The sequence below is a fragment of the Kitasatospora sp. MY 5-36 genome (assembly GCF_001182915.1).
In the GTDB taxonomy this organism is placed as follows: Bacteria; Actinomycetota; Actinomycetes; order Streptomycetales; family Streptomycetaceae; genus Kitasatospora.
Genome location: NZ_LFVW01000062.1, coordinates 1 through 13,611, shown reverse-complemented (window position 1 = coordinate 13,611; position 13,611 = coordinate 1). Strand labels below are relative to the sequence as shown.

Annotated in this window: 12 protein-coding genes; 6 read left to right on the top strand and 6 right to left on the bottom strand. The window is 72.4% G+C overall.

Annotated elements, in window-relative coordinates:
• Positions 1-8: 8 nt before the first annotated feature.
• Both AE652_RS05945 and AE652_RS05940 read right to left on the bottom strand, forming a co-directional pair.
• Entirely contained in the window at positions 9-1,739 is a 1,731-nt protein-coding gene (locus AE652_RS05945; RefSeq protein WP_049650090.1) for a hypothetical protein, read from the bottom strand.
• Complete coding sequence (locus AE652_RS05940) at positions 1,736-2,116, bottom strand: hypothetical protein (RefSeq protein WP_159028366.1); 381 nt, start codon at positions 2,114-2,116, stop codon at positions 1,736-1,738. Before AE652_RS05940 ends, AE652_RS05945 begins: the two co-directional genes overlap by 4 nt.
• Positions 2,117-2,325: 209 nt before the next feature.
• Here AE652_RS05940 and AE652_RS05935 point away from each other — a divergent pair, with 209 nt between their 5' ends.
• The 4 genes from AE652_RS05935 (at position 2,326) to AE652_RS05920 (ending at position 7,876) form a co-directional block, all read left to right on the top strand.
• Positions 2,326-2,655 carry a hypothetical protein gene (locus tag AE652_RS05935; protein ID WP_049650088.1) on the top strand — a complete coding sequence of 110 codons (330 nt, stop codon included), beginning with the start codon at positions 2,326-2,328 and terminating at the stop codon, positions 2,653-2,655.
• 655 nt (positions 2,656-3,310) lie between these two features.
• Positions 3,311-4,735 carry a triacylglycerol lipase gene (locus AE652_RS05930; protein ID WP_063780072.1) on the top strand — a complete coding sequence of 475 codons (1,425 nt, stop codon included), beginning with the start codon at positions 3,311-3,313 and terminating at the stop codon, positions 4,733-4,735.
• Between the two features lie 16 nt (positions 4,736-4,751).
• Positions 4,752-7,379 carry an AAA family ATPase gene (locus AE652_RS47900; protein WP_049650086.1) on the top strand — a complete coding sequence of 876 codons (2,628 nt, stop codon included), beginning with the start codon at positions 4,752-4,754 and terminating at the stop codon, positions 7,377-7,379.
• Positions 7,376-7,876 carry a WD40 repeat domain-containing protein gene (locus AE652_RS05920; RefSeq protein ID WP_049650085.1) on the top strand — a complete coding sequence of 167 codons (501 nt, stop codon included), beginning with the start codon at positions 7,376-7,378 and terminating at the stop codon, positions 7,874-7,876. Before AE652_RS47900 ends, AE652_RS05920 begins: the two co-directional genes overlap by 4 nt.
• Before the next feature lie 34 nt (positions 7,877-7,910).
• Here the strand turns inward: AE652_RS05920 and AE652_RS49430 are convergent, their stop codons facing one another.
• The 4 genes from AE652_RS49430 to AE652_RS05905 all read right to left on the bottom strand — a co-directional run bounded on the left by AE652_RS49430 (position 7,911) and on the right by AE652_RS05905 (position 11,416).
• Positions 7,911-8,231, bottom strand: coding sequence for a hypothetical protein (locus AE652_RS49430; protein WP_107086374.1), 321 nt, complete (start codon positions 8,229-8,231; stop codon positions 7,911-7,913).
• A gap of 244 nt (positions 8,232-8,475) precedes the next feature.
• Positions 8,476-8,985 (bottom strand): nitronate monooxygenase, encoded by a 510-nt coding sequence (locus AE652_RS42995; RefSeq protein ID WP_053111982.1) that lies wholly within the window; start codon positions 8,983-8,985, stop codon positions 8,476-8,478.
• Positions 8,982-10,229, bottom strand: coding sequence for an ATP-grasp domain-containing protein (locus tag AE652_RS05910; RefSeq protein WP_053111981.1), 1,248 nt, complete (start codon positions 10,227-10,229; stop codon positions 8,982-8,984). Before AE652_RS05910 ends, AE652_RS42995 begins: the two co-directional genes overlap by 4 nt.
• A gap of 11 nt (positions 10,230-10,240) precedes the next feature.
• Complete coding sequence (locus AE652_RS05905; RefSeq protein WP_159028364.1) at positions 10,241-11,416, bottom strand: hypothetical protein; 1,176 nt, start codon at positions 11,414-11,416, stop codon at positions 10,241-10,243.
• A gap of 431 nt (positions 11,417-11,847) precedes the next feature.
• Between AE652_RS05905 and AE652_RS05900 the strand changes: the two genes are divergently transcribed.
• Positions 11,848-12,207 (top strand): hypothetical protein, encoded by a 360-nt coding sequence (locus tag AE652_RS05900; protein ID WP_049650083.1) that lies wholly within the window; start codon positions 11,848-11,850, stop codon positions 12,205-12,207.
• Between the two features lie 394 nt (positions 12,208-12,601).
• A partial coding sequence (locus AE652_RS05895) for an AAA family ATPase (protein WP_049650082.1) occupies positions 12,602-13,611 on the top strand: 1,010 nt, incomplete at its 3' end.

Here is a 13,611-nt window from a genome sequence, read left to right as displayed (position 1 = left end):
CCTGTCGCTCAGCGGCCCCGTCTGGGGCCTTCCGTACCGTTGCCGGGAACGCGATTCGCCCCGGCCGAAGGACCGGCGGTCTTCTTGGCTCCTGCGGTCGGTGGAGCGGTTGTCGCTGCCCGCGTATCCAGAGCCTCGCCGCGAGCGCGGGCCCAGCCGTCCAACCTCCAGACGAGAACCTGGGCGATGGACTCCGCCGAGCCGAGTTCACGCCGCGTGGCGACTGCGGCGAGAACCGATGAGGGGTCGAAGCCCAGTCGCTCCAAGGCGATGAGGCGCCTGCGCAGGACAGGCCAGGCGGGATCCACGAGCACCGCCGACGCATGACTGGGCAGCGCCCTCGTCACGACGTCGGTCAGTAGCGACGATCGGCTGGGCACCGGTGAGGCCGGCCCCGGCCGTCTCGTGCGTGACCGAGAGTTGGTTTCGACGGACGCTCCGGTGCTCAGCTCCACAGCTTCCAGGAGCGACCGGCCGGTCCTCCTCGCCGCGTCGGCCTGGAGACGGTAGCCCTGTTCCTCGTGCCAGAGCTGCGCGGCCGTGACGGCTGCGACCAGGGCCAGGAGGAAGCCCAGGAAGGCGGCCGCGTCGTTGTGCCCGGCCGACCTGGCCGACGACACGAGGAGGCGGGCCGAGGACCGAAGGAGCATTCGCGCTTCGCCGTCCAGGTCGCGTCTGCCCGGGGCTCTGGCGGCCCGCTCGAATTCCGCCGCCGAGGCTCGCAGGTTCGGTTCGACCAGGGGAGGTGCGGCCGCGGACATCAGGACGAGAAGGTCGCCGAGCGCGGCGACGTCGCCGGCCCCTGCTTGCCGTCCGCCGGAGCCGAGCGAACCCGACGCCGTGCTGAGGTTGTGCTGGAGCGTCTGCCAGAACGCATGCGGCGGCACGTCCGGCTCCGGGATCGGTACCTGCCAGCGCTCGCGGACCCGGGGGAGCGACAGGTCGTAGGCCAGACTCGAGCCCGCGAACCACACGGCCCGGTCGCCCCGGTCTCGGTCGCCGGGCAGCGCGACCGTGTAGCCCGTCGGGGCGCTGCGCCCCGGGCCGGAACGCTGCGCGACCCGCAGACCGGAGGACCGGAGCCGGGCGAAGAAGTCGTCCTCGCCGGCTGCGGCCGCCGCTGCCGCACGGACCGTTCGCTCAAGCTGCTCACGCGCACTTTCGGGCAGGTGACGGCGCGAGGCCTTTCGCGTCTCTCCCGTCGTCGGCCACCGCTTCGCGGTCCGATCCCCCGACGTCAGCCGACGCAGTCCCCACCGCACCTCGAACCGTCGGGCGAGCTGTTGCATCCGCACGATGTCCTGCCGCAGATTCGGCTGGATCCCGTCTTGGCGGACCTTCGTCGCGACGATGTGGATGTGGTCGCCAGCATGCCGGACCGCCACCCATCGGCAGCCCCATCTGTCGCCCTGCGGGGCGACACCGGCGGCGCTCATCATCGCCCGGGCGACCGAGCCCCACTGCTCGTCCGTCAGGAACGGATCCTCGGGTGCCAGACGCACCGCGACGTGGTAGACGAGTTCGGCCGGGATGGTGCCCCGGGAAGCGTGCACCGGAGCGTTCAGGAGCAGCGCGAGATCCCCGACCGTCGTCTCCGCCGACCGCGCGGGGTCGGGCACCCATGGCGCCCAGGCGGCGACCATGCGCGGGTCCTCGTGCTCGTCCCGCTTTCCGGGGCCGTACAGGTAGAACAGCAGCCCGGCGGTGTCGTTTCCGCCCTTCGCTCTTTTGGGGATCACCAGCGCGACGCCCGCTCCCGCATCAGCTGCAGCGTCGCGCGGTCGACTCGCCGAACGGCCTCTTCGATGAGGCGCGTGCCGGGCTCGCCGTCGCAGGGACCGGTAGACCCGGCCGACTCGCCGATTCGCACCAGCTCGCCGCGCGATCTGATGAGCTCCGCCAGCACTTCCCGGGCATCCGCGGATACCGGCACGAGCTGGGACTTGGCCACTGCCAGTGCGTTTCGGGCCACCCACGCGGACACCGCCATACCGTCGCGTTTCGCGGCCTCTTGTACGATCGTCAGCTCGGCATCGTTGTACGCAAGATTCACCCGGTTCGACCGCGGCGACTGCATCTGCCGTTCCCGTCGCCGGGCGCCCTCCGTGGCACTCACCGTGGACCCTCCTCGGTTCCGCTGGCCGGGGGTTTCGGGCGGCCGGATCGAAGGTGTCCCTGGCCGTGCCGCCCTGCTGCGCCACCTTGCTTGGTCATCGAATTGACGGCCAGCGGATACGCCGGATTGGCAGCCGGAAATCACCGACACGGGTGAGGCGCGCGGGAAGATTCGAAACCGTCGGGGGCGGTGGCTCTACGATCCGCTGCATGACGAGGGAAGACGATTTTCTGAGGCGAATGCGCGAGATCCAGGACGACCGCGAGAAGGCCATCGTGCCGCTCGCAGCCGTCATGGCGGAGCGAAAGAGCCTGAAGGACCAGCTGGCCGAAACCGAGGTCCCGTACGGGAGAGCCTATGCAGCCGCCGAGGCAGCCGGTTGGAGTACGGAGGAGCTCGCGAGGCTGGGTGCGGAGGTGCCGGCGCGCCGCCCCAAGGGCAGGCCGCGGAAGCACGCCCTGACCACCAAGACCACCGTACCGGGCCCCTCGTCCGGCGACGAGGAGAGCCTCGACGACGCCGGCGTACAAGTCGGCTGAGCAGCGGCATGGACATTCACCGTCGGCCGGTGGTGAATGTCTACAGCGAGTTAGTGGTCATTGTTCCATCAACTCTGGGGCGAACCTTTCGGGCGTTCAGCCGCGGCAGCCGCTGCCAATGGGACGAATACGGTGGCGGCTTCCTATTCGGACGGTCAATCCCGAGGCTTGGCTGGTAGGCGTTGTGCCAGAGCGGAGGGCCACCGATCGCTGGCCTCGGCGATCCGGCTACGAGGACTCGGCCACGGGCATCCGCGTGGCCACCAAGGGCGGCCGACCGTCGGCGCTGCCGCATCGGGTGCGGTCGGCCGTGTGGCCGGCCCATTCTGGAATGACGTGTGGGATACCGCCCGCAGCACCCGTTCACCACCCGCCGGAGATCCCGTACCGGCCGCTGCTCACCGGCAGCAGCGACTCGAACCGCGCCCACTGGGCAGCGGCCAGAACCTCCTGCATTCCACAGCACTGCCAACGGCCGACGCCGGACAGCGCGATTCTTCGCGGAAGCCCGCACCCGGGCGGGTGCGCTGCTCTATCGTCGGACGGCATGGGGATGGCAGGGGCTGACGGGTTGGGGCGCGGGGTCCCGTTCACGGGGGCACCGCCTGTGTTCGGCGACCGGACCCGGGACGTGTGCGTGGTGGTGCCCGGCATCATGGGCAGCGTCCTTGAGGACGACAGGACGGGCCGCCCGCTCTGGGGTGTCAACCTGGCGACGCTCACCGACGCGCTGAGCGGCGATGCTCTGTTCGCTACCCTGCGGGCGGACGCCCAGGAGCGGGAAGCCGATGCGGAAACCGTCCGGCGGGCACCGCTGACCCGCGTCCGTGCGACCGGCCTGCTCGCCAAACCGTGGTGGCTGCCCGTCTTCCAGGGGCTTGACCCCTACGGCAGGGCGGTCGAGGCCCTGCGGAAGGTCACGCTGGCGCCGGAGGCGGTGGAGCCGTTCCCCTACGACTGGCGGCTGGCGGTCGCCTACAACGGCGCGCTGCTGGCCCGTAGGGCCCGTGCGCACCTGGAGTCGTGGCGGGAGCGGGTGGCGGCGGTGTCCGGGTGGCGGGCGGCCGGCGGGGTGCGGCCGCGGCTGGTGTTCGTGGCGCACTCGATGGGCGGGCTGGTGGTGCGGGCCGCGTTGGAGCAGGACGTGGAACTCGCGGCCGACACCCGGGCGGTGGTCACCGTCGGGACGCCGTTCCTGGGCTCGGCGAAGTCCGTCCTGGCGCTCAACGCTCTGCACGCCGAGGCCGAACCGGGCCGGCTGGTGCGGCGGGTGCAGGCGATGGCGGCGACCCTGCCCGGTGTCCACGACCTGCTGCCCGGCTACCGCTGCCTGGACCGGGGTCTGGAGGTGGAGCGCCTCACCGCGGGTGATGTCGCCCGGTTCGGCGGCGACCGGGACCTGGCCGCCCGCTCCCTGGCCGAGCGCGCACGCCACCGTGGGAGCGGGTTCGTGCTGCCGGGGCACCGGGCGGTCGTCGGCGAGGCCCAGCCGACCGTGCAGACCCTGGAGGAACAGCACGCCGGCCTCTCGGTCGTCGCGGGCCGCCACCACGCCTTCGACGTCGGCGACGACGGCGAACTCGTCCGCGATCCGGCCACCGGCATCCCCGCCCGCCGCGACGCCTCCGGTGACGGCACCGTCCACATGCCCTCCGCCCGGGCCGGCACCGAGGCCGTCCACTACGTGTTCGGCCAGCACGGCACACTGATGTCCCATGACGAGGTCCTGCGGCAGATCCGCCGCATCGCGCTGGAGCGCCCGCAGGGCACCGACCTCGGCGACGGCACCGGCGACGGGCCGGGCCTGGAGACCCCTCACCTCGGCGGGACGCTCGGACAGCCGCTCATCCTCACCGTCACCGGCCTCGACACCCCGGCCGGGTCGAGCCTGAGCGTGCGCTCGGCGACCACCGGCCGCCCCGGCCACCCCCTGACCCCGCGCCGCGACCCGGACCGCACGGACGGGGCCCTCTCGGCGCGGTTCACCGCGGACGCGCCGGACCTGTACCGGGTGGCCCTGAACACCGGCCGGCACGCGCCCCTGACCCAGCTCGTCCTCGTCACCCCTCCCGGCGCCTGACCCCAGAGATCCGCCCATGACCACTCCCCACGCGGACATCCCGCCCCCTCCGCCTCCCGCCGGCCCAGGCCGCACGGCGGCCGGACCGGTCCCCGAGGACGGGGCCGTCGAGCTGTTCCCGGTCAATTTCACCGCCTACCGGGACCATGTGGAACTGGACACCGAGCAGCACGTGCGGGCGATCGCCGGCCTGCTCGCCCCCTACGGGCTGCACGTCAACCAGTGGGCGGTCCCGGAGAAGGAACGGGACCGGCAGGCGGTCGAGGACCGGCTCGGCGACTGGAAACGCCTCACCGCCTCCCACCCAGGCAACACGGTGCTCTACTGGGTCGGCCACGGCAGCGCCGAACACCTCGCCCACCACCGCACCCCCGCCCCCATCGACGACGGCGTCTCCCCGGAGGACGTCGCCCGCGCCATCGGCCGCCGCCGACTCCACCCCGACGCGGAGGACGGCTGGGCCGTCGTCGTCCTGGACGCCTGCTTCTCCAAGGACTTCGCCCGCAAGGTGCACGGCACCCTCCTCGACGAGTACGGCGACGCCGACCGGTTCCTGCTGCTGTCCACCGCCGCCGAGGGCCACGCCGAACTCGGCGACTTCACCCGGGCCCTGGAACACGCCCTGACCATCACCTTCCTCGGACAGAAGACCATCGGCCTCGCCGAACTCGGCAGCCAGCTCGCCCGCGAACTCCGCGGCTACCGTGCCATCAACGTCGACGACCACCGCGACCGACTGGTCCGCACACTCCCCGACGTCGCCTCCGCCGTCTCCGCGCCCCTGGACCAGATCGCCGAACTCCAGGCCGTCATCGACCGCCTGCCCGCCGACGAACAGCGCCACTTCCTCCCCAAGGCCTCCGGTGCCGAACTCGGCGAACTCGCCTGGTACTTCCACGGCCGCACCGAGGAACGCGACACGATCCTCCGCTGGCTCACCACCACCGCAAGCGGCTCCCTCATCGTCACCGGCCCCGCCGGCTCCGGCAAATCAGCCCTCCTCGGCCACATCCTCCACCACACCAACCCCCAGCTGCGCGACGTCCTGATCCGGCACGGTCACCTGACGCCCCTGCCATCCGAAGTCCCCTGCCCGGACGACCCGTTCGACCTCACCGTCCACCTCTCCGGCCTCACCCTCACCCACACCGTCCAACTCGTCGCCCAGGCAGCCGGCCTGCCCGACCTCGCCCGGCAGGCGGCCGACGGCCAGCCACCCTCCGACCTCGTCGCCCGGCTCCTCGGACGGCTCCGCGACCGGCACGCACCACTGACGCTGCTCTTCGACGCCCTCGACGAGGCCGAACAGCCCCTCGCCCTCGCCGACACCCTCCTGCGCCACCTCGCCGACCTCCCCCGGGTCCGGACCGTCATCGGCACCCGCCGCTCCACCAAGGAAGGCCCCGACCAGCCCGCCCCCGACGACACCGACATCCTCGACGCCCTCCGACCCCGCTCCCACGGGACCGGTCTGAAGTACGTCGACGTGACGCAGAACCAGGACGCCCTCGCCGGGTACCTGCGCGCCAAACTCCACGCCGCCCGGCAACGGGGCACCCTGGACACCGACGAGGCGACCATCGAGGCCGCCGTCCGCCGACTCGTCACCGACCACCAGCAGCAGGACGGCACCGAGCCGCAGCAGTTCCTCTACGTCCGCCTCGCCGCCCACGAACTCCTGGCCGACCCCGCCCTCCTGGCCGACCCCACCCCGCTGACCGGCCGCACCCACCGCCAACTCTTCACCCACGCCCTGCAACGCCTCCACCACACCAACCCCCACTACACCCCCCTGCTACGCGCGCTCGGCCTCGCCCAAGGCCGCGGCCTGCCCGACCAGGACGGCATCTGGGCCTGCACCGCCGACGCCCTCACAACCGACGACGCGGGCGACACCGGAGGCCGCATCCCCGGCCTGGTCCGCGACGCCGCGCCCTACCTCGCCCTCGACCAGGAACACGGCCAGAGCGTCTACCGCCTCGCCCACCGCACCTTCACCGAACACTTCACCGCCGCCCCCGACAACCCCGTCGCCCATGCCGCCATCACCACCGCCCTGGCCCGGCAGGCCCGCCACAGCCTCGACACCCGGGCTTCCAGCAGCGGCATCCCGCGGCCCGAGGACGTCAGCCCCTACATCCGCCACCACCTCATCACCCACGCACGGCTGGGCCACACCGCCGGTGCCCTCCAGACGGTCGCCGACCACCCCGACGTCCTCGACACCCTCGATCTCGCCGACATCACGGCTACCGTCCTTTACCGTGGTCTGCCCCCGAACGAGGTGCCGTCCGCCATCGCTGGAACCGTCCTCTTCCAGAACCACATCCACGAGACCGACTCCGCCCAGCACGACCACGACACGAGCGGGTGGCGCCGATGGTGGCGCCGACTCGGCACCACCTACATCCAAGGCACCCCGCCCCCCACCGAAACCCACACCCACAGCCCCACGACATGGCCCCCCACACTGGTCCGCGGTGCTGTCCGACAACGGCAGCTCCACCTCCAACTCGCAGGCCACGACGCCGGGGTGAACGCAGTGGCGACGTTCACCGCGCCGGACGGCACCCCTCGCCTCGCCACCGGCGGCTACGACGAGATGGTGCGGATCTGGGACTCACCGGCCACACCAACTGGGTGAGCGCAGCGGCGGTGTTCACCGCGCCCGACGGCACCCCCCGCCTCGCCATCGGCGGCGACCGGACGGTGTGGATCTGGGACCCCGCCACCGGCACCCAGGACGCCCCGCCCTTCACCGGCCACGACGACCGGGTGAGCGCAGCGGCGGTGTTCACCGCGCCGGACGGCACCCCTCGCCTCGCCACCGGCGGCTACGACGAGATGGTGCGGATCTGGGACCCCGCCACCGGCACCCAGGACGGCCCACCCCTCACCGGCCACGACGGCCGGGTGCTGGCGGTGGCGGCGTTCACCGCGCCGGACGGCACCCCACGCCTCGCCACCGGCAGCCACGACCAGACGGTGCGGATCTGGAACCTCCGCACCAGGACCGCACACACGCTGTTCCTGGCAGACCCGGTTCACGTACTGGCGGAGCACCGCGGGCTGCTCATCGCAGGAACCAGCTCGGGCTACCTCGCGATCGACATCTCGTCCGTGCCAACCAGCACAGCATGATCGCCAGGACAGTGCCTCGGCAGTGTCCTGCCGATCAGGTGAGTCGTTGAGCGAGCGAAGGGCGACTGCTCTCTGCGAGGCTTGACTCTCGTCCACGCTCGGGCCGTGCTGACCCATCTCCCGGCCCCGGCAAGCATCTTGGCCCATCGGGCGCCGTGAAGGTGGCCATGTCGTCGGACACGGTCGTGTCCGGCGGGCCGCTTTCCGTCAGGGAGAGGAGACGCGCGCACCCTGCTGGTGTGATGCCGCTGCCTGTAGGGAAGTACCGATAGGCCGTGTCGTGCTGGTGGTCCTCCGTGACGTGCCGGACCGAAAGCAGCCCCAACTCTCGGAAATGGCCCTCGTGTCGTCGGATGGAACCAGGGGAGGGGTGCTTCGGTCGGCCCGGAGGCTGCCCGTTCGTAGGGGAAGCCGGTGATCGGTGGGGAAGGGCAGGAGGGCGTCACACCCGGCCCGTCGCCGGGCAGCCGTCCGCCTCAGCGCTGTCACCGGGTCAGGACACGGTCGGCCTGGTCCATGACGTCACGGACAATGTCCCCGGCGGGCCGGATGTCGTGCACGAGGCTGACGCCCTGCCCCATCAGCCAGGGCATCTCCTCTCAGTCGGCCTCGGTGGCGGGCACGGGCGGTAGCACGTTGAACTTGCGCAGCACGGTCTCTTGTCCCTGGAAGACTGTGGTACCGACCTGTTCGAGTCCGCCACGGACGGCCGGCACCTCGCCCAGCGCCGCGACCAGGCGGCGGTGGTGCTCGGGATGGACCTGCGCTTCGCGCGAGGCGACCAGGAGGGTACCCACCCACACACCGTCGGCGCCCAGGCACAGGGCCGCGGCGACCTGACGCCCGTCGGTGATTCCGCCCGCGGCGAGGACCAGGGCGCGATCTCCCACGGCGTCCACGACGGCGGGCACACCGACGATGGTGGGCAGACCGCCATAGTTGTGCCCGCCAGCCTCCCAGCCCTGGGCGACCACGACCTCCACGCCGTCGTCGACGGCACGTTCAGCCGCGTCGGCGGAGCCGACCTGGGGTGTGGAGTCGCACCGGTTGCGGTACTTCGGCGCGGTGGTCGGCGGGGGTGACCGGCTGCCGGCCGGTGAACCTGTCAATCGGCCGCCGGGGTGATCTCGTACATCCCGGGGCCGTCCAGGTAGCGCACCGTGTTGAGGTCGCGCTGCAGAACGGCGTCCACCGGGTGGCTGAGCGTCAGAGTGACCGGATACTCGCGGTCGTAGGTGGTTGAGGTGATGGCGTCACCGGGCCTCACCAGCTCGGTGAGGGAGTGGAAGCTCGCCAGTTGCTCGAGCTGGTCGAGCGCGCGGTAGCCCCGCAGCCGGCCCGTGGCCGGAGCGACCAGTGCCGCCCAGGCGAACGCGTGCTGCCGCTGGTAGGGCCGGCCCGCCCGGGCCCGGAACCGCTCGGGCCGGACGTAGGCGTCGACGGTCCACTCCAGCTGGCCCTCGCCCAGGACCTCGGCCGTGTAGTAGGGCAGCCCCGAGACACGGGCACCCGCCTCGACCAGTCGCGGGCCGTCCGGGGTCAGCTTGATCTCCAGGTGTGCCGCGCCGTACCGGATGCCGAGGGCGTCCAGCACCCGGCGGCCGTAGCCGAAGAGCTCGCCGACCGGGTGTTCGTCGCAGCGCAGCAGCACCTGCGCGGTCACCAGGTCCCGCACCCCGTTGGCCTGGATCCGCTCGGTGCGCCAGGCGTCGGTCAGCTGGTGCACACCCGCGCAACTGACCGTGTTCACGATGTACTCGGCGCCCACCAGGTACTCCTGGGCGACGACCTCGGTGATCGGCTCGCCCAGCACCACGCGGCGGTCGCGGAGCGCGCGCAGCGCGGCGACCGAGTCCTGCGGAGCGTCGCAGAACGACACGCCGTCGCCCCAGTAGCCGCGCAGGGGTTTGACGACCACGGTCCCGCCCAGTTCCTCGTGCCAGGCCAGCAGTTCGGCCTCGTCACCGGTTCGCAGCTGCCGCATGCCGGGGACGCCCTGAGCCTTGATCGTTTCGATCTGCACGTACTTGTCGCGCCGCGCGCTGCTCAGGGCGGTGCCGTTGGAGGCCAGCCCCAGCCGCTCGGAGAGGGCGTCGGCGAGCTCCACCCCGGTCTCGCGACCGGCCAGGACCGCGACCGGCCCCAGCGCGGCGAGTTGTGCGGTCAGGACGTCCAACTCGCCGTCGTGGACGAGCACATGGCCGAAGGCCCGGTCGTCCACCGGATCGAGTCCGACCGGAGGGGCGGGAGTGCTCCGGACCTGGATCACCTCGCCGCCCAGCGCGCCGAAGGCGCCGGTGAACCCGGAGGACGTGCCGAACGCGTCGACGACCGCGACACGGAATGCTGACATCGGTTGCCTGCCTACTGGTTGGCCGGAGCGGAGCCGGGGTGGATGAGATCGGCGCGAAGCGCGAGGAGCCGGTACACCGCATTGGTGAGCACGTGCCGGACGCTGAACCCCGACGTGCCGGGGTCCCGGCCGTCCAGGATGTCGTGTTCGCCGCCCTGCTCGCGGATACCGCGACGGGTCAGCCCGGTCCGCTCCCGGAACGCCTCGGGGAGCGCGTGCCGGGTGACGCCCAGGTGCGCCATCCGGAAGTCCACGAACTTGTCGATCACCCTGACCAGCCGGGCGCGCCCCGCGCGGTCGAGCACCAGCCGTCCCTCCCGCAGCCGCTGGGCCACGTTCGCCCCGCGGATGGAATCGCCGCGCCACCGCGCGATGGCGGGCCGCGACCACGAGGGGAAGTAGGACATCGACTGGTCCAGGAAGACGCCGTACTCCTTCGACGGCGGCAGCAGGGCCAGTTCGAGGAGGTGGACACTGGGCATGAACGCACCGCTCGCGCTGCGCGGGCCGCCGGGATGCCCCATGTGGTAGGGGCGGAACCGGTTGAACGCCTGCTGGGACAGCTTGCGGTACCTGGCCATGTACCGGGTGAACTCCGCGAGGTACTCGACGACGTCGTCCAGGACCGCGGCCGGTCGGGCGGCGGCCGTCGGCAGGACCAGCGAGCGCAGGCCGTAGGCGGCCGACTTGGCCCATGGTTCGGAGAGGTGGTGGCCGAGGTAGAAGTCCCGTTCGTGAGGGGCGTCCCGGCCCGCGGAGAACACCCGGATGTCCCCGCTGCGCCGGTGTTCCTCGCAGTTGACGTCGATCAGGAGCTCATAGCTCAGATGGGGATCCAGGGCGGGGAACCTGCCGCACTGGGCGGATATCAGCTCGGCCAGGGCGCGGGGTGCGGCCTGCGGCCCCGCGGGCGCGTAGCCGCTGAGCAGGAAGAGCAGATCGAGCTGGAGGAGACGCGCGGTCCGCTCGTCGTCCTCGGAGAGGCACTGCGGAGTGACGTTCCGGAGCATTTGCTCCTGGGCGTGGGCGAGTTGATGGTACGTCAGGTGCCCTGCCGAAAGGTCGTCGAGGGCGGCGGGAAGGCTGCACAGGACGTAGTCGCGCAGCGGTGAGCCCGAGCGACCGGGGGCGGGAGAGGTGTGCTGCCGGGGGTGTGCGACACCGTCGAAGAGCTGGCTGCTGTTCACGTCTTCTCCTTGCCGGCCGCCGCGACGGGCCGTGACGGCGCTGGGGTTGGTGTTGCCCGCGGGTCCAAGCGTGCTTCACCGCCACGCGTCGGCACATCGGTCATCTGACGGCGGGAGCCGACCGGTTGACGGCGTCGGCCACGTCGGGCGGTGAGCCGTGACCGGGGTGAGCGGTCCTGGTTCGGGCTGGGCGAGGAGTCCGGGGCAGAGCGGACGCACCGTCAAATGACCGATGTGGAACAGAAGTACCGAGCCGATGATGGAGAGCACACGCTCGCCCCGAAGGCGGCGCCCCGTCTGTGCCTCCCGTCATCAGCAGCCCGCTGTCCGGCAGCGCCAGAGCGGTCGCCGGCAGTGGCCGGGTGTTCCGGGCGCAGAACCGGGCCCGGTCCTTCCGGCGGCACCATCACACACACGGAAAGGTGATTCACATGTTCACACCCAGGGCCGTGCTCCGCGGCTCGGCCGCCACGGCGATGGTCGTCGCCGCCCTGACCGGCCTCGGTGCCGGAACGGCACACGCCGCCGGCTGGCCTCCGTTGCAGCCGGGCGCCCGCCTCTACTCGGGCACCGGCGGGAGCGGCGCGGTGACCGCGGTCGACCTCGACGACTTCGGCACGTGCCACACGCTGGCGGCACCCGCCCGATCGGTCCAGGTCGCCTCCGGCTCCGCGTCCGTGGTGCTGTACTCCGGCGCGGGCTGCTCCGGCGCCACCCCGTGGGCCACCGGCTCGCTGGCCCAGTTCAACCTGCCGTGGCCGGTGCTGAGCTACCGGGTGGTCCCGGCCTGACGCCACCCGGACCAGGGCGGTACGGCCCTCGGCGACCTCTTCGCACGGAGGCCTCGAAGCCCCTGTCACGAGGGGCGCCGGGGTAGGCCGGTGACGCCCGACGGCGGGCGGAACACCTCACATCCCGTTCCGACACAAGGAGTCCACTGGAACGAGGTCGACAGGGGCGGCCACTTCGCCGCCCGGGAGCAGCCGCAGCTCCTGGCCGAAGAACTCCGCGCCGCCTTCAGGACGCTGAGGTGACACGGCGCGGTGGTGCCGGGCCCCGCACCACCGCGCGTGCCGCCGGCTGACCGCCGCGCGCCGGTCGTGACGGAACCCGTGCGACTCGGCCGGCCCCGCCCTTCGTAGGATGGGTGCAGCTCCTCCGGGAGGAACTCTCCCCGGAGGTGCCATGCCGCAGTCCGCGAACCACCAGCTCATCGGGCGTACCCGGGAGGTGGAGGTGCTGGACCGTCTGCTGCGCGAGGTGCGCGACGGGCGCAGCCGGGTGCTGGTGCTGCGGGGTGAGGCGGGTGTCGGCAAGTCGGCGCTGCTCGACCACCTGGCGGGGCAGGCGGGGCAGTGGCAGGTGGTACGCGCGGCCGGTGTCGAGGCCGAGGCCGAGTTCGCCTATGCGGCCCTGCAACGGCTGTGCGCCCCGCTGTTGTCGCACCTCGGCCGGCTGCCGGAGGTGCAGCAGGACGCGCTGCGGGTCGCGTTCGGCCTGAGCACGGGAAACCCGCCCGAGATGCTGCTGGTGGGGCTCGCGGTCCTCGGTCTCCTCGCCGAGGCGGCGGCCCGGTCCGCGCTGGTGTGCCTGGTCGACGACGCGCAGTGGCTGGACCTGATGTCCCGGCGAATCCTGGCGTTCGTCGGGCGCCGGCTGGACGCGGAGTCGGTGGCGCTGGTGTTCGCCGAGCGGATCACCGACGGGAAGGCGGACGACGAGGGCCTTTCCGGTCTGCCGGACCTTCCGCTGGGCGGGCTGGCCGATGCCGACGCCCGGGCACTGCTGGACGGCGTGCTGCCGGGGCCGGTCGACGCCCGGGTACGGGACCGGATCGTGGCCGAGACCGGCGGGAATCCGCTCGCCCTGCTGGAGCTGCCCCGGGGCCTGTCGCCGGCGGAGTTGGCATTCGGCTTCGGCGGGCCCGGCGCCGGCCCGCTGGCGACCCGGCTCGAGGACGGCTTCCGCCGGCGCGTCGACGCCCTGCCGGCCGACACCCGCGCCCTGCTGCTGGTCGCGGCGGTCGAACCGGTCGGCGACGGGCCGCTGTTGTGGCACGCCCTGCGTCTGCTGGGCATCGGGCCGGAGGCCGTGGCGCCGGCCGAGGCCGCGGACCTGATCACCCTGGGAGCCGCCGTGCGGTTCCGGCACCCGCTGGTGCGTTCGGCGGTGTGGCGCGGCGCGGATGCCGCGGC